The 25,141-nt window shown below is 69.2% G+C and carries 24 protein-coding genes and 1 pseudogene; 5 read left to right on the top strand and 20 right to left on the bottom strand.

What is annotated here, in order from left to right; all coding sequences use genetic code 11:
* Positions 1-223: 223 nt before the first annotated feature.
* The 3 genes and pseudogenes from LY41_RS07750 to LY41_RS07740 form a co-directional block, all read right to left on the bottom strand.
* Positions 224-1,537 (bottom strand): citrate synthase, encoded by a 1,314-nt coding sequence (locus LY41_RS07750; RefSeq protein ID WP_253863188.1) that lies wholly within the window; start codon positions 1,535-1,537, stop codon positions 224-226.
* 192 nt (positions 1,538-1,729) lie between these two features.
* Positions 1,730-2,662, bottom strand: a complete 933-nt coding sequence (locus LY41_RS07745) for a carbohydrate kinase family protein (RefSeq protein WP_253863187.1) — start codon at positions 2,660-2,662, stop codon at positions 1,730-1,732.
* Positions 2,663-2,865: 203 nt separating this feature from the next.
* Positions 2,866-3,456: pseudogene (locus LY41_RS07740) on the bottom strand (TetR/AcrR family transcriptional regulator); the annotation flags it as partial.
* Positions 3,457-3,593: 137 nt separating this feature from the next.
* Here LY41_RS07740 and LY41_RS07735 point away from each other — a divergent pair.
* Entirely contained in the window at positions 3,594-4,739 is a 1,146-nt protein-coding gene (locus LY41_RS07735; protein WP_253863186.1) for an acyl-CoA dehydrogenase family protein, read from the top strand.
* A gap of 293 nt (positions 4,740-5,032) precedes the next feature.
* On the opposite strand, the gene LY41_RS07730 is transcribed toward LY41_RS07735, so the two are convergent.
* From LY41_RS07730 to LY41_RS07715, 4 genes are all read right to left on the bottom strand, one after another.
* Complete coding sequence (locus LY41_RS07730) at positions 5,033-5,437, bottom strand: MFS transporter (protein ID WP_253863185.1); 405 nt, start codon at positions 5,435-5,437, stop codon at positions 5,033-5,035.
* A gap of 357 nt (positions 5,438-5,794) precedes the next feature.
* Positions 5,795-7,000, bottom strand: coding sequence for an amidohydrolase (locus LY41_RS07725; RefSeq protein ID WP_253863184.1), 1,206 nt, complete (start codon positions 6,998-7,000; stop codon positions 5,795-5,797).
* A gap of 6 nt (positions 7,001-7,006) precedes the next feature.
* Positions 7,007-7,924: an aldose 1-epimerase family protein gene (locus LY41_RS07720; RefSeq protein ID WP_253863183.1), complete on the bottom strand. Its 918-nt coding sequence runs from the start codon at positions 7,922-7,924 to the stop codon at positions 7,007-7,009.
* Between the two features lie 90 nt (positions 7,925-8,014).
* Positions 8,015-8,662 (bottom strand): TetR/AcrR family transcriptional regulator, encoded by a 648-nt coding sequence (locus LY41_RS07715; protein WP_253863182.1) that lies wholly within the window; start codon positions 8,660-8,662, stop codon positions 8,015-8,017.
* 160 nt (positions 8,663-8,822) lie between these two features.
* Between LY41_RS07715 and LY41_RS07710 the strand changes: the two genes are divergently transcribed.
* The 3 genes from LY41_RS07710 to LY41_RS07700 all read left to right on the top strand — a co-directional run bounded on the left by LY41_RS07710 (position 8,823) and on the right by LY41_RS07700 (position 12,395).
* Positions 8,823-9,626: an SDR family NAD(P)-dependent oxidoreductase gene (locus LY41_RS07710; RefSeq protein WP_253863181.1), complete on the top strand. Its 804-nt coding sequence runs from the start codon at positions 8,823-8,825 to the stop codon at positions 9,624-9,626.
* Between the two features lie 31 nt (positions 9,627-9,657).
* A complete protein-coding gene (locus LY41_RS23835) occupies positions 9,658-10,785 on the top strand; it encodes a DUF5938 domain-containing protein (protein ID WP_253863180.1) in 1,128 nt (375 codons plus the stop codon).
* 65 nt (positions 10,786-10,850) lie between these two features.
* On the top strand, positions 10,851-12,395 hold the full coding sequence (locus tag LY41_RS07700) for an acyl-CoA synthetase (protein WP_253863179.1): 1,545 nt from the start codon (positions 10,851-10,853) through the stop codon (positions 12,393-12,395).
* 53 nt (positions 12,396-12,448) lie between these two features.
* Here LY41_RS07700 and LY41_RS07695 read toward each other — a convergent pair whose 3' ends face one another.
* The 9 genes from LY41_RS07695 to LY41_RS07655 form a co-directional block, all read right to left on the bottom strand.
* The gene (locus LY41_RS07695; protein ID WP_253863178.1) at positions 12,449-13,753 is read right to left on the bottom strand and encodes an MFS transporter; all 1,305 of its coding nucleotides are present in this window, start codon (positions 13,751-13,753) and stop codon (positions 12,449-12,451) included.
* A gap of 24 nt (positions 13,754-13,777) precedes the next feature.
* Positions 13,778-14,191 (bottom strand): SdpI family protein, encoded by a 414-nt coding sequence (locus LY41_RS07690; RefSeq protein WP_253863177.1) that lies wholly within the window; start codon positions 14,189-14,191, stop codon positions 13,778-13,780.
* Between the two features lie 236 nt (positions 14,192-14,427).
* Positions 14,428-15,099: a pyridoxamine 5'-phosphate oxidase gene (pdxH, locus tag LY41_RS07685; RefSeq protein ID WP_253863176.1), complete on the bottom strand. Its 672-nt coding sequence runs from the start codon at positions 15,097-15,099 to the stop codon at positions 14,428-14,430.
* A 201-nt stretch (positions 15,100-15,300) separates the two neighbouring features.
* Positions 15,301-16,044: an urease accessory protein UreD gene (locus tag LY41_RS07680; RefSeq protein WP_253863175.1), complete on the bottom strand. Its 744-nt coding sequence runs from the start codon at positions 16,042-16,044 to the stop codon at positions 15,301-15,303.
* 22 nt (positions 16,045-16,066) lie between these two features.
* Positions 16,067-16,741, bottom strand: a complete 675-nt coding sequence (ureG, locus tag LY41_RS07675; RefSeq protein ID WP_253864035.1) for an urease accessory protein UreG — start codon at positions 16,739-16,741, stop codon at positions 16,067-16,069.
* Positions 16,742-16,796: 55 nt separating this feature from the next.
* On the bottom strand, positions 16,797-17,516 hold the full coding sequence (locus tag LY41_RS07670) for an urease accessory protein UreF (RefSeq protein WP_253863174.1): 720 nt from the start codon (positions 17,514-17,516) through the stop codon (positions 16,797-16,799).
* Positions 17,517-17,531: 15 nt separating this feature from the next.
* Positions 17,532-19,262, bottom strand: a complete 1,731-nt coding sequence (locus tag LY41_RS07665; RefSeq protein ID WP_253863173.1) for an urease subunit alpha — start codon at positions 19,260-19,262, stop codon at positions 17,532-17,534.
* Positions 19,259-19,555, bottom strand: coding sequence for an urease subunit beta (locus LY41_RS07660; protein ID WP_253863172.1), 297 nt, complete (start codon positions 19,553-19,555; stop codon positions 19,259-19,261). The genes LY41_RS07665 and LY41_RS07660 overlap by 4 nt, the downstream gene beginning before the upstream one ends.
* Before the next feature lie 10 nt (positions 19,556-19,565).
* Entirely contained in the window at positions 19,566-19,868 is a 303-nt protein-coding gene (locus LY41_RS07655) for an urease subunit gamma (protein WP_253863171.1), read from the bottom strand.
* 246 nt (positions 19,869-20,114) lie between these two features.
* On the opposite strand from LY41_RS07655, the gene LY41_RS07650 reads away from it, so the two are divergent.
* Positions 20,115-20,747, top strand: coding sequence for a hypothetical protein (locus tag LY41_RS07650; protein ID WP_253863170.1), 633 nt, complete (start codon positions 20,115-20,117; stop codon positions 20,745-20,747).
* Between the two features lie 165 nt (positions 20,748-20,912).
* Here the strand turns inward: LY41_RS07650 and LY41_RS07645 are convergent, their stop codons facing one another.
* The 4 genes from LY41_RS07645 to LY41_RS07630 all read right to left on the bottom strand — a co-directional run bounded on the left by LY41_RS07645 (position 20,913) and on the right by LY41_RS07630 (position 25,135).
* The gene (locus LY41_RS07645; protein ID WP_253863169.1) at positions 20,913-21,398 is read right to left on the bottom strand and encodes a hypothetical protein; all 486 of its coding nucleotides are present in this window, start codon (positions 21,396-21,398) and stop codon (positions 20,913-20,915) included.
* Between the two features lie 48 nt (positions 21,399-21,446).
* The gene (locus LY41_RS07640; protein ID WP_253863168.1) at positions 21,447-22,823 is read right to left on the bottom strand and encodes a putative T7SS-secreted protein; all 1,377 of its coding nucleotides are present in this window, start codon (positions 22,821-22,823) and stop codon (positions 21,447-21,449) included.
* Positions 22,824-22,838: 15 nt separating this feature from the next.
* Positions 22,839-23,150 carry a WXG100 family type VII secretion target gene (locus LY41_RS07635; RefSeq protein WP_253863167.1) on the bottom strand — a complete coding sequence of 104 codons (312 nt, stop codon included), beginning with the start codon at positions 23,148-23,150 and terminating at the stop codon, positions 22,839-22,841.
* Between the two features lie 167 nt (positions 23,151-23,317).
* Positions 23,318-25,135, bottom strand: a complete 1,818-nt coding sequence (locus LY41_RS07630) for an SDR family oxidoreductase (RefSeq protein ID WP_253863166.1) — start codon at positions 25,133-25,135, stop codon at positions 23,318-23,320.
* Positions 25,136-25,141: the final 6 nt, after the last annotated feature.

Here is a 25,141-nt window from a genome sequence, read left to right as displayed (position 1 = left end):
AGGGGTGGTGGTCGGCTGGCGGGAGGGAGCCCCAAAACTTCCCTCACGGACCATCGCGGCCCACCGGAACAGCCCCTCTGCACGAAGGGAGGATTCGGGGCGCTGGGCGCCCCAAAGGGTCCCTTGGGGGCAGGCAAGCACCGCCGTCGAACACGACGAGGGCCGCCGTCCGGCTGTCGGACGGCGGCCCTCGTGTGCGAACCGCGAGTCAGCGCTGTCGTACTCAGCGCTCGGAGAGCGGCTTGTAGTCGCGCTCCTTCGCCCCCGTGTAGATCTGACGCGGACGGCCGATCTTCGTCTCCGGGTCGCCGATCATCTCGCGCCAGTGCGCGATCCAACCGGGCAGCCGACCCAGGGCGAACAGCACCGTGAAGAACTGCGTCGGGAAGCCCATGGCGCGGTAGATCAGGCCGGTGTAGAAGTCGACGTTCGGGTAGAGCTTGCGCTCGACGAAGTAGTCGTCCGAAAGCGCACGCTCCTCGAGCCGCTTGGCGATGTCGAGCAGCTCGTCGTTGCCGCCGATCTTCGCCAGGATCTCGTCGGCGGTCTTCTTGATGATCTTCGCGCGCGGGTCGTAGTTCTTGTAGACCCGGTGGCCGAAGCCCATCAGGCGGACGCCGGGCTCCTTGTTCTTGACGCGCTCGACGAACCTGTCGACGTTGCCGCCGTCGGCCTTGATGCCCTCGAGCATGTCCAGCACCGCGCTGTTCGCACCACCGTGCAGCGGGCCGAACAGGGCCATGACGCCTGCCGAAATGCTCGCGAACAGATTCGCCTCGGACGAGCCGACCAGCCGCACGGTCGACGTGGAGCAGTTCTGCTCGTGGTCGGCGTGCAGGATGAACAGCTGGTCGAGAGCCTTCGCCATGACCGGGTCGATCTCGTACGGCTCGGCGGGCAGGCCGAACGTCATGCGGAGGAAGTTCTCCACGAGACCGAGCGAGTTGTCCGGGTACAGGAACGGCTGGCCGATCGACTTCTTGTAGGCGTAGGCCGCAATCGTGGGCACCTTCGCCAGCAGTCGCACGGTCGACAGGTCGACGTTGGACTTGTCGAACGGGTCCAGCGCATCCTGGTAGAAGGTGGACAGAGCCGAGACGGCGCTGGAGAGCACCGGCATCGGATGGGCGTCCCGCGGGAAACCGTCGAAGAAGCGCTTCAGGTCCTCGTGCAGCAGCGTGTGCCGATTGACCTGCGAGGTGAAGTTCTCCAGCTGCTGAGCGTTCGGCAGTTCGCCGTGAATCAGCAGATAGGACACCTCGACGAAGGTCGAATTCTCCGCCAGCTGCTCGATGGGATAGCCACGATATCGCAGAATCCCCGCCTCACCGTCGATATAGGTGATGGCGGAAGACGCGGCCCCGGTATTGACGAAACCCGGGTCGTAAGTGATGTAGCCGGTCTGAGCCAGCAGCTTCCCGAGCTGGATGCCGGGGGCGCCGTCAACAGGGCGAACAATGTTGAAGTCGTGCTCGCCATCGGGCAGGCGGAGCACGGCCTTCTCGCCCTCGGACTGCGCCGCAGTCGCGTCGGACATGCACATGCCTCTCACGGTCACACGGGCCGGTCGGTGGCGACTGCAGATTCTGCTTGGTCACCGCGTGTACGCGACAGGCCCTTCAGCCTCGTCGCACCGCCCCGCTGGGGTACGAATGCTCCCTTACGCTAGTCCAGATAAGGGCGTTTTCGCAGCCGTGGCGTTACCCACAGCGACCTGTTGCGACAAGGTTCACACGCTGGCGTTTTGCTCTGCGGTTAGCTCGTTCGAGGCAGGGGGTTCGGCACCGCTGCGCGACACCGTCACACCGGCTGCGCGCGAGGCATACGCAAGCGCTTGCCTCCAGGTGTCCGGCGTCAGTTCGGCGAGATCCGTCACGTCGTGGTCGACCAACCAGGCCAGCAGGGCCCCCAGCACGGTGTCGCCGGCGCCGATCGTGTCGACCACCGCGACGTCCGCCGCGGGCACCTGGGCGAGGTGACCGTCGGCCGTGAGCACCGACAGACCGTCGCCGCCGCGCGTCAGCACCACGGCCTCGACCCCTGCGGCCAACCAGGTCGCCGCCGCGTCGACGGCGGACTCCCCGCCGGTGAGCCACTCGGCGTCGTCGTCGGACACCTTCAGTAGCCGCACACTCGGCAGCCACGACGCGAACCGCTCCCGGTAGGCATCCGCATCGCTAATCATGTCGGCGCGGATGTTCGGATCGAGCGCGGTGAGCACGCCACGCGCCGCCTCGCGATGGAGCACCGTTTCGTAGGCGCTCGCACCCGGTTCCAGCACCATGCCGAGCGTGCCGAGCGAGAGCACGCGCGTACCGGCGGGCAGCGGCCCGGGGTCGGCGACGAGCCGGTCGGCAGTGCCCTCGGTGTAGAAACTGAAGCGCGCCGCGCCGGTCTCGTCGAGCGCGACGACGGCGAGAGTCGTCGGTTCCGGGCCGCGCTGCACCAGGGATGTGTCCACACCGGACGCTTCGAGTCTCGAGACGAGCGCGTCACCGAAGCGATCCGTCGACAGTCGCGACAGCAGCGCCGTCGGCACTCCGAGCCTGCCCGCGGCGAGCGCGACGTTGTACGGTCCGCCACCGAGTCGCGGGGCCAGCAGCTCCGAATCGGATTCCGCGGGCACCAGGTCGACCAGCGCCTCACCGCCGGACACGATCATCGCCGTACTCCTTTCGTCGTTGCCGAGTCGGCCTCGGCTGCCACGGCGTCGTCCGTGACCGTTACGGGATCAGCGTCGTGGCCGGCTGCCGAGGCGTCACCGGCAACCGCGCCCGCGAGGACGTTACCGGCACGCGTGGCCGCGGTGGTGCCACCGGGCTCGCCGGGCTCGCCGGGTTCGCCGTCGCCTGCGTACCTGCCGTCGCGCTGCAGCCCGCCCAGCAGCAGATCGGACAGTGCGGCGAACGCGTCGGCGTCCGAGTACCCGCTGCGCGCGCGGACGGTGCCGCTCTGGATCTGCTCGATCAGCAGCTCGACGAACTCGGCGACCAGTGGACCGTGGACGTCGCGGAACAGGCCGTCGGCCACGCCCTCCGAGATGAACGCGCGGATGCGGCCGGCGGCGGCGTGGGAGTTGAACTCGTAGGTGGCGCGCGTGGGTTCGAACGTGTCGACGTCGGCGATGAACGTTTCCGACGCACGCCCCAGCTCCTCGGCGACGCCCGCCAGGTACGTCTGGATCTTCGCCTTCGCATCGGCTGCCCCGGCCACCCGTGCCTCGATGCGCTCGGCCGCCCCGCGGAAGAAGTGGGTGACGACCGTGACGGCGAGCTGCTCCTTGCTGGAGGCGAGCGCGTACAGCGTCGACTTCGAACAGCGAAGGCGTCCGGCCAGGTCGTCGAGGGTGTAGCCGAGGAACCCGTCGGCGAGGAACAGCTCCTCGACCTCGATGAGCAACGCCTGCTGACGGGCAGTGACCGCGCGAGTTCGCCGCCGGGTCTGGTTCTGAGGCATACGTAGAGCTTAGAATGGTACTGAAAACGCCACCGTAGTACTGTTTTCAGTATCAAGATCGCCCCATGGGCACCTTCGGGGCGTTGAGTGCCCCCAAGGTGCCCTTCGGGGCAACGCAGCCCGCCGAGGAGCCATCGATGCCCGCCGAACGCCTGCTTCCCGACACCGAGTCCGCGGACCTCGTCGCGCTCGCCCGCGAGATCGCCCGCGACGAGCTGGCGCCCGTCGCCGCCGAGTACGAGGAGGCCGAGCGCTTCCCCCGGGAGCAGTTCCGCCTGCTCGGCAAGTCCGGCCTGCTCGGGCTGCCGTACGCCGAACGATGGGGCGGCGGCGAGGTGCCGTACGAGACGTACCTGCAGGCGCTCGAGGAGATCGCGGGCGCGTGGATGTCCGTCGGCGTCGGCCTGTCGGTGCACACGATGTCGTGCTTCGCGCTCGCCCACTACGGCACCGACGAGCAGCGTGACCAGTGGCTGCCCGCCATGCTCGGCGGCGAGCTGCTCGGCGCCTACGCGCTGTCCGAGACGCACGCCGGGTCCGACGCCGCGGCGCTGTCCACTCGTGCCCGTCGGGACGGCGGCGACTACGTCGTCAACGGCACCAAGGCGTGGATCACCGCAGGCGGCCAGGCCGATTTCTACACGACGATGGTGCGCACGTCCGGCGACGGCGGCAAGGGCGTCAGCTGCCTGCTCGTCGACGCCTCGACGTCCGGGCTCGACGCGGCCGCACCCGAGCGCAAGATGGGCCTGACCGGGTCGACGACGGCGCAGATGATCTTCTCCGACGCCCGCGTTCCGGCCGAACGGCTGATCGGCGGCGAGGGCGCCGGGCTGAAGATCGCGCTCGACTCGCTCGCGTCCGGCAGGCTCGGCATCGCGGCGTGCTCGGTCGGGCTGGCACAGGCGGCGCTCGACGAGGCCGTCGAGTACGCCAAGACCCGGCAGCAGTTCGGCAAGCCCATCATCGAGAACCAGGGGATGGAGTTCCTGCTCGCCGACATGGCGGCGGCCGTCGAGACGTCCCGCGCGATGTACCTCGACGCCGCCCGCCGCCGCGACCGCGGCATGCCGTTCCAACGGCAGGCGTCGGTGGCCAAACTCGTCGCGACGGATTCGGCGATGAAGGTGACGACCGACGCCGTGCAGGTTCTCGGCGGCGCCGGCTACACCCGCGATTTCCCCGTCGAGCGGTACATGCGCGAGGCCAAGGTGCCGCAGATCTTCGAGGGCACCAACCAGATCCAGCGCGTGGTCATCGCCCGCGCCCTGAAGGAGGCGTAACCCCGACCCCGGGCCCGTGTTGCGCTCTCCGGGGCGCGTGTTGCGCCTTCCGGGGCCCGTGTTGCGGATTCCGGGGCGCGTGTTCTGCATTCAGCACGCCGAGATCTGCACCCGAAACCGCTAGAGCTGCACCCAGGACGGCATGTTCCGCGGTGACGGGCCGGCTATCCAGCGCCGTCACCGCGGAAATCAACCCGGGCTACCGACGGTTTCGCCACCAGAAACGTCTGTCGCGAAACGTCGATACGTGTGCCCACCCTGAGAAGTTGACCGGCGGGGACTGCGAGATTCACTTACACCATCAGTGCCGTATCGAAGAACACCCTGAGAATCGACGCTGAGATCACAACCGCGATGAGAAGCAGCACGTTGAGGGCGTCGAACCACCACAGGACAGGAATGACCGCCAGGATCACGCAGCGGCCGACGTCGGCGAGGAGCATGATCGCGCGAGGCGGTTTCCGGTCGGCCAGGGCACCGGCGTAGTAACCGAAGAGCAGAAAGGGCACGTACCTGCACGCTGCGAGCACTCCGAACAGCACTGCGGATTCCTCGCCGAGTGCGAGCAGGACCAGCGGAAGCCCCACCACCGTGATCTGCGTACCGATGGCACTACCGCCCTGGACGAGCATCAGCAGGCGTTCCACCGACCTGACATCGATCGGCCGACTGCGTCCGCCCGTGAAGATCGTCGTCATCCGCGCAGCATGGCACCGGGATCCGTGCCGCCGACACGGATCGGCAACACGGCTCCCCGGAACACAGTCGCGCGGCAGCGCGCCGATGAGGGGCGGTGGTCGGGCGACGGGCGGGCGCAACACGATCCCCGGAGTCCGCAACACGGGCCCCCCGATCCGCAACACGGCCTCCGGAAAACGCAACACGGCGGCGCGAGTGCAGGACACGCGGCCCGCGTACTCACCGTCGCGCTGCCGCGTACTCACGCCGCCGCACCGCACTCACGCCGCCGCACCCCGCGCCCACCGTCGCCCCGCGCCCACCGTCGCCCCGCGCCCGCCGTCGCGTTGCCGCGTCGTCGGGTTGTCCGGGTGTCGTTATTCGCGGTAGCGGCGGTCGGCGACCACGCCTTCGCCCGTCGAGTCGTCGAACGCGTACACCTCGCGACCGCGGACGAACACCCGCCGCGCGCGGTTCATGACGTCGAGCGGGTCGCCGGACCACACGGCCACGTCGGCGTCCATGCCGGGCTTTAGCGCACCGACGCGGTCGCCGAGGCCGAGCATCTCCGCCGGATGCACCGTCAGCGCGCGCAACGCCGTGTCCCGGTCCAGACCGTCCTTGACCGCCAGCGCCGCCTGATACACGAGGAAGTGAATCGGGATCACGGGATGATCGGTCGTGATCGACAGCTTCACGCCCGCACGAGCCATGATTCCGGCGGCGCGCATCGACCGGTTCCGCAGTTCCACCTTGGCTCGCGACGTGAACAGCGGCCCGAGGATCACCGGCACGTCGTGCTCGGCGAGGAAGTCGGCGATCAGATGCCCTTCGGTGCCGTGGTTGACCACGAGCTTGTAGCCGAACTCCTCGGCCAGCCGCACAGCCGTGACGATGTCGTCGGCTCGGTGGGTGTGCTGGTCCCAGTACAGCCGGCCGTCCAGGACTGCGACGAGCGTCTCCATGGTCAGGTCGACGTCGAACGGCTTGCCCTCGGCGGCCGCGTGGTCACGCTGGGCGGCGTAGTTGCGGGCCTTCGTGAACGCCTCGCGCAGGGTGGCGGCCACGCCGAGGCGGGTCGAGGGCGTCTTGTCCTTCTCCCCGTACACCCGCTTCGGGTTCTCGCCCAGCGCACTCTTGACGCTGACGTCCTCGGCGAAGGTCATGTCGACGATCGTGCGGCCCCACGTCTTCACCCCGACGGTGCGGCCGCCGATCGGGTTTCCCGAGCCCGGCTTGATGACAACGCTGGTGACACCGCCGGAGAGCGCATCGTCGAAGCCGGGTTCGTACGGGTCGATGCCGTCGAGCGCGCGGAACCGGGCACCGTTCGGGTCGGTCATCTCGTTCGTGTCGTCACCGGACCAGCCTTCGCCGTCCTCGTGCACGCCGAGGTGGGCGTGCGCATCGATGAAGCCGGGCAGGACCCACTGGCCCGCGGCGTCGACGATCTCCGCGTCGGCGGGCACGTCGACGTCGGATCCCACGGCGACGATCTTGCCGCCGTCCAGCAGCACCACGGCGCCGTCGATGGGGTCGCCGTCGACGGGGACCACGTATCCGTTCGTGATTGCGGTAGTCATAGTTCGTTAGACTAACGAATCTCCGAGCCGAACGCCCCACGAACCGCGCCATGTCTCACCGGGTTCGACCGTGATCAGGTCGGTGCCCGAATTCAGCGCGTCCGCGGGACAGGTCATCGGCTCGATCGCGATCGCACGCCCGCGCCCGGGAAAGTCCGACGGGGTGAACGCCTGCACCCAGCGGAAATCCGGGTCGGACCAGATGTCCAGGACTCCGTCGTGGTGGCTCAACCACACGTGGTGCAGGCCGTCCTCGCCGAGTTCCAGCCCCGTGAACGCCGTGTCCAGGTCCAGTCCACCGACGATGCGGCCGCCCCGCAAGTCGTACTCAGAGCCTTCGACGTCCCGCTCCTCGCCGTAGGGCAACTGCTTGTCGCCGTCGAACGGCCGCACGCGCGTAGCGGGCAGCGTCAGGGTGAGCTCGTCGGTGGGCACGTCGCCGATGCGGAAGTACGGGTGCGCCCCGACACCGAAACCGACCGCCTTGTCGCCCTCGTTGCCGACCGTGTGCGTGACGATCAGTCCGCGCGGTGCGAGCTCGTAGACGATGCCGGCCCGCAGCGGCACCGGCCAGCCCTTCGCGGCACCGATGTCGCAGCCGAACGTGATCGACGACTCGGCGTGCTCGACCAGTTCCCACTCCTGGTGCCGCGCCAGACCGTGAATGGCGTTGCCGCGAGCGGGTTCGGTGACCTCGAGTTCCTGCTCCTCGCCGTCGAATGTCCACCGCGCACCCGCCGTCCGATTCGGCCACGGCACGAGCACCTGACCGGCGGCCTTCGGCGGCTCCTCGCCCTCGGCGAACGTCTCGACGTACGCCGTCCCGTCGATCGTCAGCGACCGCAGCCCGGCGCCGACCTCGGTGACGACGGCGCGTGCATTCCCGCGCAACAGCTCGAAGTGTTCCCCAGTCGGATTGGCCATGAGCGCCACCGTAGTCGGGTACGGTCGGCTGCCGTCACGACACTGCCCTCGGTGCCGGCCTCCCGCTCGGGGCACGGCGGTTCGCGGACGTCAGCCGAGTTCCGGGCCTCCGATCACCAGCACTTCGAGCACCCGCGGTAGTTCCCCCTTCAGTGCCCTCACCGGCTCGCCCGCTCCGGCGAACTCGCCCAGCAGAGCCCGCTGGAAAAGGCCGTCGAGTACCGCGTAGGCCGCTGCTCGAGAGATGGCCGGCTCACGGTGCCGCAGCTCGGCGTATCGCGCGATTACGCGCCAGATCATCGCTTCCCGGCGTTCGTCGATCTCGAGCACGTCGTTGCGGAAAGACTCGTCGAACAAGCTTTGGTTCCGCAGGTCGTACCAGAGTCGATGCAGCGGAGCGTCGTCCCGCAGCGTCGCGAGGAACATGTCGGTGAATTCCCGGCACAACTGCTCCGCGGTCTCGGCCTGTGCCACAACGTCGTCGTAGCGCGTCACGCACAGCGCCTCGTACTGCCGGACGGCCTCGGTGAGCAGGTCACGCTTGTCCGCGAAGTAGTAGTGCAGAACGCCGTGCGAGAACTCCGACTTCTGCGCGATCTCCCGCAGAGTCGTGCGGGCATATCCCAACTCGGCGAGTGTGTGAAGCGTTGCGACGGCGAGTTCGGTCCGCCGCGCGTCGAACTTGTCGACCTGACGGCGGGCGATCCGATCCTGCTTCGTCTCGGCGACCTCGGTCACGACTCCTCCGCCAGCTGTTCGGGTTCCGACGTCCACGGTACTGCCAACGCAGGCTGGTGCTCTACCACTGCAACGTATTTGACGACTGTCCAATAAAATCTTGACGACCGTCCAAAAGTTGCTACTGTGACTTGTGACGCATCTCAACGAGGAGGTTTGCATGACGAGTCACAGCCTGGCTGGGCGGAAAGCGCTGGTCACGGGCGGCGCGAGGGGGCTGGGTGCCGGAATGGCCGCGGCGTTGACACGGGCGGGGGCCGCCGTCGCCGTCGCCGACGTGCTGGCGGACGCGGGCAAAGAGACGGTCCAGTCGCTGCGCGATGAGGGGGCCACGGCCGAGTTCGTCGAGCTCGATGTGACCGACGACGCGGCATGGACCGAGGCGATACCGAACATCGTCAACGCACTCGGCGGGCTGGATCTGGTCGTGAACAACGCGGGCCTCGAGGTCACGAGCCTGCTCGTCGACATCGACGCCACCGAGCTACGGCGGATGCTGGATGTGAACGTGCTCGGAACCACCTTGGGGGTGAAACACGCCTTTCGCGCGATGCGACCGGGCGGCACGGCGGGTTCCGGTGGCGCGGTAGTGAACATCTCCTCGGTCGCGGCGACGATCGCATTCCCCGGCATCGCGGGATACTCGGCGACGAAATCCGCCATCGACCGCCTCACCAGAGTCGCGGCCGCGGAGTCGGGCAAGCTCGGCTACGGCGTCCGGGTCAACTGCGTCTACCCGGGACTGACGCCCACTGCCATGGGCAATCAACTTGCCGTGGACTGCGCGGATATCGGGCTGTTCGGCTCGGCCGACGAAGCGGTTCAGGCCGTCGTCGAACAGACCCCGAGCGGCCGCCTCGGGCAGGTCGACGACATGGCCGACGCCGTCGTGTTCCTCGCCTCCGACGCCGCCAAGTTCATCACCGGCGCGGGACTGCCGGTCGACGGCGGCATGGGCATGTGACCGTTCTTCTTCGTACGAAAGGAAACAATTCGTGGCTACCGACAAGCCCGTAATCGTCTACGGCGCCTCCGGCTACACCGGACGGCTCATCTGCGAGTACCTGCGTGAGTACGGCATCCCGTTCCTCGCAGCCGGTCGGGACTTCAACCGCGTGAACGAGGCGGTCTCGGCGGTTCCCGGAATCGACACGGTCGAGCACGAAGTGATCGAAGTCGAGCACAGCACGGAAGCGCTGACCGAGGCATTCCGCGGCGCGAAGGTCGTGCTGAACACCGTCGGTCCGTTCGCCCGGTGGGGACACGAGGTCGTGCAGGCCTGCCTGCGGATCGGTGCGCACTACACCGACACCAACGGCGAGCAGAACTGGATGATCGACGCCGAGGAGCGCTACGGGACGGAGTTCGCGGCCCAGCAGCTGGTGCTCACACCGGGACTCGCGCAGATGTACACCATCGGCGAGATCGCGGCGAACCTCTGTCTGGAGACCCCTGGTCTGGACACCCTGGATATCGAGGTGTTCTGGAAGGGTTATCCGACGGTCGCCTCGACGAACACCATCCTCACCAACGCCGCGTTCGCCAAGGCCTACTACCTCGAACAGAACGAGTACGTGGAATGGCCCGCCGACGCCGGCGTCTACGAAGTGGTCGTGCCCGGGCGCCACGAACTCTGCCTGGCGCTGCCGTGGGGCGGGACCTCACACCCGCTGTGGTTCAAGAACGATCCCCGGGTGGCCAATGCGCGTGCGCTCGGTGGCGTCTTCGACAGGGCCCTGATGCAGGGCGTGCCCCAGATCGTCACGGGCGCGCTGGAGCTGATGGAAGGCAAGTCGACCGACGAGAAATACCGGATCATCGACGATCAGTCGGCAGCGGTGCGTAGCGAGATGCCACCGCGCGAGAACCCGCGGATCAACACTTCGCTGGATTCGGTGCACGCCTCGGGACCGTTGGGACGGGCACACTGTGTCATTCACGGCAACTGCAATTACAAGCAGACGGCGTTGCTGAACGCACACGTGACCTCCCACCTGCTTCAGGATCGTCCGAAGCGGACGGGATTCGCTTCGGGCTGCCAGGCGTTCGGTCACCGGGAGCTACTCGGGACGCTCCGCGCGTTCGGGCTCGTTCTCGAGCCCATTCTCGAAGTCCATCGGTGATCTCCCGCGCCGGCCGTCGATTCCGGCGGTCGGCGCGGGCTTCAGCTCTCGTAGTGAGGTGAGCAATGCGGCTGGTCGACTATCTGGACAAGGGTGCCTCTCTCGGAGGCGAATCGCCCTGCCTGACGATGAAGGGCGAAACACTCACGTATTCCGAAGTGGTGGGCCGGTCGCGACGGATCGCCGGTGCGTTGCAGCACTCGGGGATCCGGCGCGGCGACCGGGTAGCCGTACTTTCGGCGAACGACCCGACGGCGCTGACCTGTGTCTTCGCTATCTCGCGCGCCGGCGCCGTGTGGTGTCCGGTCAACCCACGCAACGAGGCCGAGGAGAATCGGCAACTGCTCGATCTGTTCGGCTGCCGCTGCCTGTTCTTTCAGGAACGATTCGCGCCGTTGGTAGCCAGCATCCGCAAGGATCTGCCCGAGCTGACGACTCTGGTGTGTCTCGACGGAGAGGTCGAGGGTGCGATCACCTTCGCACAGTGGCTGGCGATCGGCGATCGTGAACCCGAGGAGGCGCATCCCTCGGGGGACCAGTTGTGCATGCTCGCCGGGACGGGCGGGACCACAGGCCGGCCGAAGGGCGTGCGGCTGACCGAGGAGAACATGGCGACAGCCACCGCGTCGACGCTCATGAGCTACCCGTTCGGCGACCGGCCGCACTATCTCGCCCTCGCACCGCTCACACATTCCGCGGGAGTGCTCACGTTCCCCATCCTCTGTCACGGAGGTGAGATCGTGATCATGCCCGAGCCCGATCTCGGCGAATTCCTACGCTTGATCGAACGGCACGAAATCACGCATGCGTTCCTGCCTCCGACGGTCGTCTACGGCTTGCTCGATCACCCGGACCTCGACTCGACGGACCTGAGCTCACTGCGCTGCCTCTGGTACGGCGCCGCGCCCATGTCGGTGATGCGGCTGCAGGAGGCGCTGGTCCGGATCGGCCCGGTGATGGGTCAGCTGTTCGGCCAGACCGAGGCACCGAACATGATCTCCACCATGGCACCCGCCGACCATTTCCGCGCCGACGGCTCGGTGGCGACCGAACGGCTCGCCTCGGCGGGCCGGCCGTCCCCACTGGTCCAGGTCGCCGCGATGGACAAGGCGGGCACGCTCCTGCCCCGAGGCCGACACGGGGAGATCGTCGTACGGGGTCCGCTGGTGATGGCCGGCTATCACGAAGACCCGGCCGCCACGGAGAAGGTGAGCGAGCACGGATGGCATCACACGGGCGACATCGGCTACCTGGACGGGGACAACTTTCTCTTCATCGTCGACCGCGCCAAGGACATGATCATCACCGGCGGCTTCAACGTCTACGCGATCGAGGTCGAGCAGGCGCTGACGGAGCATGCCGCCGTGCAGGACTGTGCCGTGCTGGGACTCCCCGATGAGAAGTGGGGTGAACGAGTCACGGCGGTCGTTCAACTGCGTCCTTCGCGGCAGGCTACGAGCGCGGAACTGGCCGCTTTCGTGAAGGACCGACTGGGCGGTGTGAAGGCTCCGAAACACGTCGAGATCTGGTCGGACCTGCCACGCTCGAAGATCGGCAAGGTACTCAAGCACGAGATCAGGGACGCCATGACCACGCGAGCCGAGCCGTGACGGCCAGCTCGCGGTGAGCAACGTGAGCATCCGGACGTTGAAACTTGGTCCTGTTACGAATTGACCGAATTGTTCTCGCCGGTCACAGGTGCGCGGTAGCGCCAGAACGCGGGAATCAGCACCATCGCGACGGCGACTCCGACGAGCACGAGCAGGCCGCCGCCGGTCGCCGCCGCGGCGGTGCCGACGCCTGCAGCCGCCCAGCCGTGCGTCAGGTCGGCCACCCGCGGTCCGCCCGCGACGACGACCGTGAACACGCCCTGGGTCCGGCCGCGCATCTCGTCGGTCGCCGCGGTCTGCAGGATCGCCATCCGGAAGATCGAGCTCGCCATGTCGGCCGCACCCGCGATCGCCAGGAACACGATCGACAGCCACAGCACCTGCGACATGCCGAACCCGGCGATGGCGAGTCCCCACACGACGATGGCCGCCACGACCACGACACCGTGCCTGCTCACGCGGCTCGCCCAGCCGGACATCAGCGACAACAGCATCGCGCCGAGGGGAATCGCCGCGTACAGCCAGCCCAGCGCGAGTCCGCCGCCCGCCGGGTCACCGAACGTGCGCTCGGCCATCTCCGGGAACAGCGCCCGCGGCATGCCCGCGACCATGGCGATGATGTCGACGACGAACGAGGCGAGCAGGATCTTCTGTGCGCCCAGGTAGCGGAAGCCGTCGATGATGTCGCGCAGCCCCGCGCGGCGGACGCGCCCGTCCTGTGGCGGCAGCGGCGGCAGCCGCCACACCGCCCACACCACGACCAGCAGCGCCACCGAATCGACGAGGTACAGCGCCGACAGTCCGACGATGGGCAGCAGCGCGCCCGCCGCCAGCGGGCCGAACACCGCGCCGAACGTGGTCATCGTGCCGGTGAGCGCCGAGGCCGAGGGGAGCAGTTCGGTCGGGACGAGACGCGCCACGACGGCGTTGCGTGTGGGCATGTTGACGGCGAAGAACGCCTGGTTGACGGCGAGCAGGCTCAGCACGACCCACACCGAACCGGCGTCGAAGTAGGCCTGCGCCCACAGCAGGCACGCCGTCACCGCGATTCCGGTGTTGGTGACGAGCAGGAGTTTGCGGCGGTCGACGGTGTCGGCGATCGCGCCGCCCCAGATACCGAAGATCAGCAACGGGACGAGACCGAACACGCCGGTCAGTCCCACGTAGGCCGACGAGCCGGTGATGTCGAAGACCTGCTTCGGCACGGCGACGGCCGTCAACTGGCTGCCGATCGCCGTGACCAGGGACGACACCCACAGCCGGCGGAACGGCGCGATCTTCAGCGGACGCCGGTCGATGACGATCGAACCGAAGCGCTTCCTCGTGGCCCTGGGATTGTCGTCGGTCCGGTCACTCACAACTCGTTAGCGTACGACAACTAACTAGTTGTGGCCGATGGTCCTGCTCACTCGGGCCGCGGTCCGATCGGCACGAGCGGCGCGGTTGGCGAGCGAGGTCGCGTAGCCGACGTAACCGAGCTGGACGAGCTGACAGATTCCGGGCGCGATCATCCCGAGCAGGATCGGCAGACCGGTGACGAGCAACGCCACCAGACCGAGCACGCCGAGTCCCGCCCCGACGTAGCCGACCTGCAACGCCTTCTTCGCGGCGGGCAGCGCCGCCTCGTGAGCGGCGTGCCAGGCCTCGTCCGACACCTGTGTCGCGCGGGTGCGGATCCCGGTCCCGGTGTTGCGTTCCAGGACACCGCCTGCGGCCGATTCGGTCGACTTGTACACCGCGACGCCGCACACCAGCAGGCTCACGATCACCGCGAGTACCCCGGGTAGCGCTTCCATCAATGATCACCTCCCACGTCGACCACCACGGACCATAATCGCCAACCCCGGACACCCGAAGCTGCCCGGGGTGCACGGTGGCTGCACCGGGTGCGACGGACCGTCCCCGCTCTGAACCACCGCGAGGGGAAGATTCGGGGCGTTGAGTGCCCCAAAGGGCACCTTCGGGGCACTCAACGCCCCCAAGGTGCCCTTCGGGGCACTGAGCGGGGCACTGGGCGGGGCCGAAACGGGGTTCAGGGGGCGATGCGGTCGATGCGCCAGGTGTCGTCCGTGCGGACGTAGCGCAGGCGGTCGTGCAGGCGGTCCTTACGGCCCTGCCAGAACTCGGCGCTCACCGGACGTACTCGCCAACCACCCCAGTGCGGCGGCACGGGGATCTCCTCGACGTCGGCGAACCGGCGCTCGATCGCCGCAAGATGGTTGTCCAGCGCTTCCCGATTCCCGACCCGCGTCGACTGCGGCGAGGCCCACGCCCCCAGCTGGGAACCGCGCGGCCTGCTGCGCCAGTACGCCGCGGTCTCCTCGGCGCCCGCCTTCTCCACCTCGCCGCGCACGGTCACCTGCCGTTGCAGCGGATACCAGGGAAAGGTCACCGAGGCGAAGCGCGTCGACGTCAGGTCGTGACTCTTGGCCGACGTGTAGTTCGTGTAGAAGACGATGCCGCGCTCGTCGAGGCCCTTGCACAGCACCGTCCGCGACGACGGCATCCCGTCGGCGTCGGCCGTCGCGAGGACCATCGCGTTCGGCTCCGGCAGCCCCGCGTCGACGGCGATGTCCAGCCACCGTTGAAGCTGCTCGTGCCAGGTCGGCGCGAGCGCGTCCTCGTCGAGCGTCTCCGCCTCGTAGGAGACCCGCATGTCCGGCAACCGCACCGCCGCACCGCTGACGTCATCCAGTTCCGCCATGCCAACCTCCCGCGAACGCCGACCGTGCCCTCCGTGGGTGCCCGAACACGATGCCCCGGCCGTGGCCCCACCGCACCTGGGCTGTGACGTTAGGGCCTGCACCTGCCCGCGCGAAACCTCCCGACCGGTGACCGCCGCCACGATCACGCGGGCAGCGGCCGCACCGCATCCGGCCGCTGCCGGAGTCGAACGCGGAGCCGATCACCCGATCGGGGCCGGGTGGTGGCTCACCGCTTCGGCCAGCTCCCGTTCCGCGGTGACCGCGTCCTCGGCCAGCACCGTCGCGAGCGCGCCGCCCGCGGGCAGCGGGGTGAGCGACCACCACTGCCCCGACACCGGCTCGACCGCACCGTCGGATCCGGCCACGACGACCTCCGTACCGAGTACTCGTCGCCCGGCCAGGTACGCCGAACTCCCGTCGAGCAGCGCGTCGCCGATCGTCAGTTCCTGCCGCAGCACCGGCACCTCACCACGCGTGACGTGCATCGCCGTCGTCAGCTCGCCGGGCCGTTCGCCGTCCCTGCCGAGGACCAGCACTTCGCGCGTGCGCAGCCGGGCGTCGGCGGCGAGCTCCGCGGTCAGCAGCGCGTGGTGCCGCGCGCGGGCGGTGACGACCGTCGGCTCGGGCAGGTAATCGAGCCGCCCGCCCTCCGCGACCTCGGCGTGCACCGCCATCGTGCCCGCACCACCACGCTGGCCGGGCAGTGCGAGCGTGGCGGCCACGCCGGACAGTCGCAGCCTCGCGCCCGGGCCGACCCGCACGTGCAGCGCGAGTTCGTCCCCGCCGAGCGGTGCGGTGGCCGAGTTCACGAGGTGCACGAGCGCCACATCGCCGGCACCGCGTTTCGGCAGCAGCGTCAACGGCGCCATCGACCGGAGCCGACGCAGCACGGTACGTCCCGTGACCGGGTCGAACTCGGCCGTCAGGTGCGCCGTCGCCTTCACCGCCGCCTCGCCGTCGGCATCATCACGCCGTCGTGATCGGGAGCAACGAACGCACCCAGTCGGAGACGGCCGGGGCGCCCGGAGTGTCCACGAGTGACTGCGTGATCACCGGCAGCTCGCCGCGCATGCGGTGGGCATCGGAGGTCATCACGTCCATGTCCGCTCCCACCAGGTGGGCGATGTCGATCTTGTTGATGACCAGCAGATCGGCGGTCGTCACGCCGGGACCGCCCTTGCGCGGCACCTTGTCGCCACCCGCGACGTCGACGACGAACACCTGGCTGTCGACGAGCCCGCGGCTGAACACGGCCGTGAGGTTGTCACCGCCGCTCTCGATGATCACCAGGTCCAGGCCGGGGAACCGCTCCTCGAGTTCGTCGACCGCGTCGAGGTTGGCGGTGATGTCGTCCCGGATCGCCGTGTGCGGACAGGCGCCGGTCTGGACCGCCTCGATGCGCGACGGGTCCAACACACCCGCTTTGCGCAGGTAGTCGGCGTCCTCGGTGGTGTAGATGTCGTTGGTGACGACGGCCAGATTCAGCTCCTCGCCGAGCGTGCGGCACAGCGCGGCCGTCAATGCCGTCTTTCCGCTGCCGACCGGGCCGCCGATGCCGATGCGGCAGGCACGGCCACCCTCCGGGGCGGCATCGAACGGGTCCGGTTCGGCCGCGGTCGGGTCGAAGTTCACCGGGTGCACATGGCCGTGACCGTGGCCGCCGTGGTCGTGACCGTCGTGATCGTCGTGGTCGGGTTCAGCTGGCAAAGAGACGCACCTCTTCCTTGTGATGCCGCAGCTGGGCCTCGGCGAGCAGATCGAGCGCCGGGGCACCTGGTGCGGGAAGGTCACGCGGGTCGTCGCCCGCGACGGCAGCGGCGCGCCCGGCGACATCGTCGAGCGCGCGCGACAGATTCGCCACGATCCCGTTCACCGCGAGCGGGTCGAGGCCGAGCAAGCGGACGGCCGCACTCGCGGGTCCACTCACCGCAAGGTAGGCCGCCGTCGACGCGGCGTCGACGGGCCTTCCACCGGACATGCCGGTGATCACACCGAGGATCACCGGGTGGTGCGGACGCGGAGTTTCGGCCAGCAGTTCACGCAGCACCGGGGACGGCCACCCGGCGCTCGCCGCGCGCGCGGTCCCGCGTCCCTGTGCGCGCGATGCCTCGCGCTGTGCGGCCGACGGCGTCCGTGCGTCGAACTCGGAGTCCAGCACGGCCCAGTGCCGGCGCGTGACGCCTCGTGCGGCGGCGTGGGCGGCCGCGGCGGCGAACACCGCGGTCAGTTCCCCGGTCGCACGCAACCTGCCTGCCAGGAACGGCCGCAGATCCGCCGTACCGTGGATCAGCCCGCGTTCGACGGCTTCTTCGAGCCCGCCGGAATGCACGTGACCGCCGCCCGGGAACCGTGAATCGGCCAGGATCAGCGATACCGCACCCGAACGCACCGGGACCGGTTCCGTGGAGTCCGTCATCGACATTCGGCCAGCTCAGAACAGGAAGTAGCGCTGGGCCATGGGCAGTTCTTCCGCAGGTGCGGGTTCGACGAGCTCGCCGTCGACGCGCACCGCGAAACTGTCCGGGTCGACGTCGATGTCCGGCGTGGCATCGTTGAGCACCATGTCCGACTTCGTGACACCGCGAGTGTCCGAGATCGTCGCGAGGTCGCTCCGCAGCCGCCACCGGTCGGCCAGGTCGGCGCCCGCCGATTCGGAGACGAAGTGCAGGCTCGACTCTGCCGCCACCGCGCCGGAGGCGCCGTACATCGGCCGTCCGTAGTACGGTTGCGGCGTCGGGATCGACGCGTTCGCATCGCCCAGCTGCGCCCACACGATGGAGCCGCCTTTGAGCACCGCGTGCGGGCGGACACCGAAGAACTTCGGGTCCCACAACACCAGGTCCGCGAGTTTGCCCACCTCGACCGAGCCGACCTCGCGGTCCAGCCCGTGCGCGATCGCCGGGTTGATCGTGTACTTCGCGACATAGCGGCGTGCGCGCAGGTTGTCCGCGCCGGATCCCACGCCGTCACCGGGCATCGCGCCACGACGGTGCTTCATCGCGTGTGCCGTCTGCCACGTGCGGATCACGACCTCGCCGATCCGGCCCATGGCCTGCGAATCGGACCCGATCATCGAGATCGCGCCGACGTCGTGGAGCACGTCCTCGGCCGCGATCGTGCTGGGCCGGATACGGCTCTCGGCAAAGGCCAGGTCCTCCGGCACCGACGGGTTGAGGTGGTGGCACACGATGAGCATGTCGAGGTGTTCGTCGACGGTGTTCACCGTGTGCGGGCGCGTCGGATTGGTCGACGACGGCAACACGTTCGGCAGGCCCGCCACCGTGATGATGTCCGGCGCGTGACCGCCGCCCGCACCCTCGGTGTGGTACGCGTTGATGGACCGGCCGCCGATCGCGTCGATGGTCGACTCGACGAAACCCGCCTCGTTGAGGGTGTCCGTGTGGATTGCCACCTGCACGCCGGATTCGTCGGCGACCGTCAGGCAGGCGTCGATCGCCGCCGGTGTCGTGCCCCAGTCCTCGTGCAGCTTGAACCCGCCGGCACCCGCGACGAGCTGCTCGCGCAGCGCGTCGGATCGCACCGTGTTGCCCTTGCCCAGCAACAGCACGTTGACCGGCTGGTCGTCCATCGCCTGCAGCATCCGGCCGAGGTTCCAGGCGCCGGGTGTGACCGTGGTGGCCTTGCTGCCCTCCGCCGGGCCCGTTCCGCCGCCGATGAGGGTCGTCAGCCCGGACGCCAGCGCCGTCTCCGTCAACTGCGGACAGACGAAATGCACGTGGCAGTCGATGCCGCCGGCCGTGAGGATCCGGCCGTTCCCCGCGATGACCTCCGTGGACGGTCCGATGACGAGAGCCGGGTCGACACCGTCCATCGTGTCCGGGTTGCCCGCCTTACCGATCCCGACGATGCGACCGCCGCGCACGCCGACGTCGGCCTTGACGACGCCCCAGTGGTCGAGGATCAGCGCGCCCGTGATGATGAGGTCCGGCGCGCCCTCGGCCCGGGTGACGGTCGCCTGGCCCATCGACTCGCGGATCACCTTGCCGCCGCCGAACATCACCTCGTCGCCCGATCCGGACGCGCCCACGCTGCGGTCCTCGGTGACCTCGATCAGCAGCTCGGTATCCGCGAGGCGCACCCGGTCGCCGACGGTCGGTCCGAACAGTTCGGCGTACCGCGCCCGGTCGATTTCCCTGTTCATGCGCCCCTCCGTTGCAGTCCGGGAACCGTCCGCGTGCCCGCAAGCGGCACGAGGTCCACCTCGCGGTCCACTCCCGGCTCGAACCGCACGGCGGTGCCCGCGGGAACATCCAGTCGCTTGCCCTCCGCGGCCGTGCGATCGAATTCGAGACCGCTGTTGGCCCTTGCGAACTCGAAATGCGATCCGACCTGCACGGGCCGGTCCCCGGTGTTGCGCACTCGCACGGTCGTCCACTCCCTGCCGGGGTTGAGCTCGACCGCACCACCTGCCGGGATGATCTCCCCTGGGGTCATCGCGGGTCTCCTAGACGATCGGGTCGTGGACGGTGACGAGTTTCGTCCCGTCCGGGAACGTGGCCTCGACCTGAACGGAGTCGAGCAGCTCGGGAACACCGTCGAGAACCTGGTCACGGGTGAGGACCTCACGACCGGACGACATGAGCTCGCTGACGGTGCGGCCGTCCCTCGCGCCCTCGATCACGTGGTCGGTGATCAGCGCGACGGACTCGGGATGGTTCAGCCGCAGACCACGCTCGAACCGCCTGCGTGCGACGTCGGCCGCGACGTGCACGAGCAGCTTGTCGCGCTCCTGGGGACTCAGATGCATGGGATGTGTCTACCACTGCCGCGGCGGCCGCACCCGGCGTGGAAACGCAGCCTTAACACGGGTGCGGCATGCCCCACGTCCGGTACGGGACTCCACCGCACGCCGGGTCGCACGCCGGATGCCGGGTCGCGATGCGAAACGCCACGTGATCACGGCCCGCGGCGCACACACACCGGCCCCGTGGGATGGCAGGGTGCACGGTGTCCTCAACCCGAGGTCTCCCCTACCCGAGGTGTTGGAGCCGGCATGGACGTTCTCACGCCGATCCTGTTCGTCGTCGTGTTCGCCGCGATCGTGGCGGTGGCCGTCGCGCTGATGCTGCGCAACCGTCGGCGCGACGACTCGCAGCGCCACGACTCGGGCCCCGAGCTGGCCGAACTCGCCCGGCAACGCGGCTGGACGTACCAGGCGGAGGAGACCGGCTACGCCGACCGGTTCACCGGCTTCCCGTTCACCCAGACGGCACGCAACCGCATCTCCCGGGACCTGCTCCACGGCGTGACCGCCGGCCGCGAGTTCACGTGCCTGGCGTACACGCCCACGCCGATGACGGTCGGAGAACGGAAGACCTACTCGCACTACTACCGCGTCTTCACCGTGCGGCTCCCACGCGAGGTGCCGACACTGCAGATGACGCCCACGAAGAAGGACGTCCGGCCCCGCGGCGACGAGGACTTCGCCGAGCAGGTGCTGAACCCGGGCCTGCGCACCGCCGTCAACGCGCGAGGGCTACCGGTGCGGTTCGAAGGCGACCTGCTGCTGACGTGGTACGAACAGAAAGGCCCGTTCGGACAGTCCGATGTGGACGCAGGGCTGGCCTATCTGACCGAGGTGGCCGGCCTGCTTCCTGCCGACCTCGGCAGGCCCACCGTCTCCTGAACCGGGCCCCGCCCACCTGCACCGTGGCCGCCGACGGACGGGCGCAGAACACGCGAGAGGAAACAGTCGCGCGCCGGCGCGTCCATCAGGGGTGGCGGCCGGGAGACGGGCGGGCGCAGGACACGCGGTGCTGAGTGCAGGACATGCGCAAGGAGGCCGTCGCGCTCAGGCGGGGCGGATGTTCGACACGAAGGTCCGGAAATCCGGCAGCACCGTATCGAACTGCGGTTCCTTGCAGGTGAGCATGACCTCCACGACGACCTGCTTCTCCGGGTCCGAGACGTCCCGCAGCAGCAGGTACACCTGGAACTGGATCAACTTCAGCGGCTGGTTGTCGACCGTGGTGGTCAGGTCCACCAGCTGCATCAGGCCGGGCGTGTCCTCCGACCCGAGCTCCTGACGCTGCCGCAGTTCCGCCGCACCTGCCGTCGCGCTCGCGAGCCGCTCGAGCGACTCGTCGGCCGTTTCCTCGAGAACCTCGTCCCCGGAGCGCATGCTGCCGGAGACGGTGATGTTGGCGGTGAATCCGTCGGCCGAGGGCAGGTGCAGGCCGACGAACGCCGCACCCGGTGCGTCCACCTCGTCCGGCGGCGCCGACGTCCACCCTTCCGGGAGTTCCAGCTCCAGCGGCACCGGCAGTTGCGTGGCCATTCGGTCTCCTTCTCGCGTAGCGCGCAGCCACAGGTCTCGGCGTGCCGCCTAATCGAACGGATTCAGTGCCCCGCCGAGGTCGCGGGCCTTGTCGCTCACTCCTCCGGTGATGTCCTCGATGGCGTCTCCGGCGTCCTGGGCGGTGTCGGCGACCTTGCCCGGGTCGACGGTGACTTCACCACCCACCTTGCCACCCACGCCGAGCGCCGCACCGGCCTCACCGCCGATGACGAACTTGCCGTCGTCCATGCCGACCTGCACGTTGGCCTCGGCGCCGACACCGGCCCACGCCTCGCCCTTCACACCGGCGCCGACACCGCCGACGTCGGCGTGGACCTCGCCTTCGGCGCGCGCACCGGCGAACGCGTTGGCACCCGCCTTGAGCCCGTCGGCGCCCACCTCGACGGTGCCCTGCGCTTCGGCGCCCGCGAATGCCTTGCCGGAGCCGCCCACTTCCGCGGGGCCGTAGTTGATCTGCCCCTTGGTCTCCGCGGTCCCACCGACCGAAGCCTTGGCGGTGCCCTTGAGACCGTCGCGGGTGACGCCGATACCCGCGCTGGCGTCGGCGCCGAGCTTCGCGCTCGCCGACCCCGAAGCGGTGCCGCCACCGGCGAGCTCGGTCGACCCGGCCACCTGCGCCTTCCCCAGGTCGTAGGAGGCCGTCGACTGGGCGACGGTCACGTCGACGTTCGGACCGCGCCGTTCGGGCGTGTCGAACTGGTGGCCGTACTGGTTGTACCGGTCGAACCGGTCGTTCCAGCGCCCACCGTCCTCACGCGCCTGGTCCATGAGGGTCTTCGACGCCATCGAGTCGGTGTTGACGTTGCCCTTGATCTGCGGTGATTGCGAGGCGAAGTCGGCGGGACCGGTCAGCCAGCCCGGCGCGTCGGACGAATGCCCACCCTGCGCCTTGATCGCACTCGCGTTCTCACTGCCGAGGTTCGTGAGCTGCTTGCGGGCACGTTCCAGGATCTCCCGCGCCGCCTGCCGGGTGGCCTCGCCGGGATCGGTGAACTCGCCTGCCGCGGAGGGCGCCCCGGGAGCGTGGGGCGAGACGCCGTGTTCGTCGATGTAGCTCTGTTGCGCGCTCGCCGTGGCCTGCTGGCCCTCCTTGTACTTGGCGATCGCCTCCGCTGCCTGTTCCTGGGCCCACGTGACGCTCTGCGCATGGCTGTCGAGCGTCTTGGCGGCCGACTTCAACGCCGACGCGCCCTTGTCCCACTTCGGCTTCTCGCCGGAGAACGTGTCCCAGAACTGATTACTCGCCGTGCCGTACCAGTTCTCGATCCGCACGTTGCCGAGATCCGACGCCACGTCCGAGAACGTCTTCGCCCGCTCCCGCAGCGTCGTCGCGGCACTCGCGATGGTCTCCGCATTGCCGGGGACGAGTTCCTTCGGATCCTCGGTCGACCCCAGTTCAGCCATGTCGCCCGCTTCCGGTCACATCGGCGGCACCTGCGGCCCGAGGCCCGGCACCGAATCCAGCGTGTTCTGTTCGTCGGCTTGTTCGTAGCCCGTCGCAGCGCCGTCGAGCGACTGCCCGGCCTGGCGGCCGCTGTCCTGCAACACGCCCGCGGCGAGCTGCCACGTCGTGCAGAACTCGGTGAGGGCGGTCGCAACGGCGTCGTCGCCGAAGGCCTGCTTATCGCCGACGATGTCTTCGAGCTTCAGCTCGTCGGCCTTGCCCACCGCGGCGTCGATCGAGCCCGCCGCGCCGCGCAGCTCGCCCGGGGCGACGTCGTAACCACTCATGGGTCACTCCTAGAGGATCAATCTCGAACACGGTTACACGCATCGTAATTACTGCGCGCCTCGTGTGCGGGCCAACCTTCGTAGGTCATTTCCCGAGAAACCGCAGCGTGCCTCTGAGTTGCGATTCGTCCTGGTGGTTCCGTCGCTGTCCGCGCCGTCACCACACTTCACCCGAACAGCCGACGGGATGTTGCTCTCAGTAGTCCTGGCGTGTACCGGGACAGCACGCCCGCGACTTTCGCCTCCGCCGTCGGTGCCACCACCGGCCGGTCGCGTTCGACCGCCCGCAGAATGTCCGCCGCAACCCGCTCCGGTGCGAAGTTCCGGCGTGCGAACAGGCGTTCCGAGCGTGTCCTGCGGCCCGCCTGGTCGGCCGCGTCGGCACCGGCGAACCGCGTCGTGGCGGCGATCGACGTCCGCACGATCCCCGGGCACACCGCGCTCGCGCCGACACCGTGGGCGGCCAGCTCCGCGCGCAGGCACTCGGTCAGATGCAGCACGGCTGCCTTCGTCGTCGAGTACGCGGGCAGCACCGCGTTCGGCAGATACGCCGCCATCGACGCCACGTTCACGACGTGCCCGCCTTCGCCCCGCTCGGCGAGCAACCTGCCGAACAGCGTGCTGCCGTGGATCACGCCCCAGAGGTTGACGTCGACGGCGCGCGACCAGTCCTCGACCGAGGTGTCCAGCACCGGACCCGCGACACCCACGCCCGCGTTGTTCACCACGACGTCCGGCACGCCGATCTCGGCCACCACCGACGCGGCGAACTCGGCCATCGCCTCGGCATCGGACACGTCGACGGAGTAGGCATGCGCCGCACCGCCCCGGGTCCGCACCTCGCCGGCGGCCCCGGCCAGCGGCGCGACGTCGGCAAGCACGAGGTCGGCGCCCTCGTCGGCGAACGCCAGCGCCGTCGCCCTGCCGATGCCGCTCGCGGCTCCCGTCACCAGGACGAGGTGCCCGGCGAACCGGCCGGCCGGACGGGGGTTCACGCGGCTGCGGCGCAGCGACCCGGCCTCGTCACCGCCCTCGACGTGGTCGATCAGCTCGGCCGCAGCCCGTGCGATCCGCCGCGGCTGCGCGCGCGCCACCCAGTGCCCGCCCACGACCCGCCGCACCCGCAGGTCACCGGCCCAGCGTTCGATGCCCGCCTGCAGCGGCGGCGTCACGTAGCCGTCCCCGGTCGGCGCGACGACCTGCACCGGCATCTCGGCGTACCGCTCGGCCGGGCCGCCGAGTCTGCGCAGTATGTTCGCGCGGTACAGGTTCAGCCCGTGGACCGCATCGGCCGTCACGGGTGCGGGTTCGTCCGGGTCGCTGCTGCGCAGCACGCGGGCCAGCACGCCGCTACGGATCGCCAGTTCGGGCACGACCGGCAACTGGAAGAACCCGAGGTAGGCCGAGTGCACGGCCTGCCGGGCCAGGTCGCGCCAACGGGACGGCCTGCGGATTCCGTCGCGGAACCAGTGTCCCGCGTGGTCGAGGCAGGGTCCGGAGATCGACGTGAACGAGCTGACGCTGCCGCGGAGCCACGCACCGGTGACCGCGTGCCACGTCTGGATCGCACCCCAGTCGTGAGCGAGCAGGTGGACGGGGCGGTCCGGGCTCACGGCATCGACCACGGCGGCCAGGTCGGCGGCCAGGCGGTCGAGGAGGTAGGCGTCCCGCTCGCGGGGCCGGTCGGACTCGCCCGCTCCGCGGACGTCGTAGGTGACGACACGGAACCGGCCCGCCAGCTCGGCGACGACGCCCTGCCAGAGCGAGGAGTTGTCCGGATAGCCGTGCACGCACACCACGGTGGGCACCGGCGCGGCGTCCGGGCGACCCGTGTGACCTGTGGATCTCGTCCGGCCAGGGGACGTCGTGTCGCCCGGAGACCTCGTGTCGCCCGGAGACGTCGTGCGACCCGGCGGCTCGGCGGGCTCCGACACGTGCACCGCAAGCTCGACCCCGTCGTCAACCCGCACCCGCTGCGTTTCCATGCCGAG

This window comes from Prauserella halophila (genome assembly GCF_024171895.1).
GTDB classification, from domain to species: Bacteria; Actinomycetota; Actinomycetes; order Mycobacteriales; family Pseudonocardiaceae; genus Prauserella; species Prauserella halophila.
The sequence above is the reverse complement of the archived record's forward strand: the minus strand, read 5'-3'. Positions and strand labels throughout refer to the sequence as shown.

Coding starts and splice junctions, on each gene's coding strand:
- LY41_RS07750 (WP_253863188.1), bottom strand. CDS start 1,537: ATGTCCGACGCGACTGCGGCGCAGTCCGAGGGCGAGAAGGCCGTGCTC.
- LY41_RS07745 (WP_253863187.1), bottom strand. CDS start 2,662: ATGATCGTGTCCGGCGGTGAGGCGCTGGTCGACCTGGTGCCCGCGGAA.
- LY41_RS07735 (WP_253863186.1), top strand. CDS start 3,594: ATGCCCGCCGAACGCCTGCTTCCCGACACCGAGTCCGCGGACCTCGTC.
- LY41_RS07730 (WP_253863185.1), bottom strand. CDS start 5,437: ATGACGACGATCTTCACGGGCGGACGCAGTCGGCCGATCGATGTCAGG.
- LY41_RS07725 (WP_253863184.1), bottom strand. CDS start 7,000: ATGACTACCGCAATCACGAACGGATACGTGGTCCCCGTCGACGGCGAC.
- LY41_RS07720 (WP_253863183.1), bottom strand. CDS start 7,924: ATGGCCAATCCGACTGGGGAACACTTCGAGCTGTTGCGCGGGAATGCA.
- LY41_RS07710 (WP_253863181.1), top strand. CDS start 8,823: ATGACGAGTCACAGCCTGGCTGGGCGGAAAGCGCTGGTCACGGGCGGC.
- LY41_RS07700 (WP_253863179.1), top strand. CDS start 10,851: ATGCGGCTGGTCGACTATCTGGACAAGGGTGCCTCTCTCGGAGGCGAA.
- LY41_RS07690 (WP_253863177.1), bottom strand. CDS start 14,191: ATGGAAGCGCTACCCGGGGTACTCGCGGTGATCGTGAGCCTGCTGGTG.
- pdxH (WP_253863176.1), bottom strand. CDS start 15,099: ATGGCGGAACTGGATGACGTCAGCGGTGCGGCGGTGCGGTTGCCGGAC.
- LY41_RS07670 (WP_253863174.1), bottom strand. CDS start 17,516: ATGACGGACTCCACGGAACCGGTCCCGGTGCGTTCGGGTGCGGTATCG.
- LY41_RS07665 (WP_253863173.1), bottom strand. CDS start 19,262: ATGAACAGGGAAATCGACCGGGCGCGGTACGCCGAACTGTTCGGACCG.
- LY41_RS07660 (WP_253863172.1), bottom strand. CDS start 19,555: ATGACCCCAGGGGAGATCATCCCGGCAGGTGGTGCGGTCGAGCTCAAC.
- LY41_RS07655 (WP_253863171.1), bottom strand. CDS start 19,868: ATGCATCTGAGTCCCCAGGAGCGCGACAAGCTGCTCGTGCACGTCGCG.
- LY41_RS07650 (WP_253863170.1), top strand. CDS start 20,115: ATGGACGTTCTCACGCCGATCCTGTTCGTCGTCGTGTTCGCCGCGATC.
- LY41_RS07645 (WP_253863169.1), bottom strand. CDS start 21,398: ATGGCCACGCAACTGCCGGTGCCGCTGGAGCTGGAACTCCCGGAAGGG.
- LY41_RS07640 (WP_253863168.1), bottom strand. CDS start 22,823: ATGGCTGAACTGGGGTCGACCGAGGATCCGAAGGAACTCGTCCCCGGC.
- LY41_RS07635 (WP_253863167.1), bottom strand. CDS start 23,150: ATGAGTGGTTACGACGTCGCCCCGGGCGAGCTGCGCGGCGCGGCGGGC.
- LY41_RS07630 (WP_253863166.1), bottom strand. CDS start 25,135: ATGGAAACGCAGCGGGTGCGGGTTGACGACGGGGTCGAGCTTGCGGTG.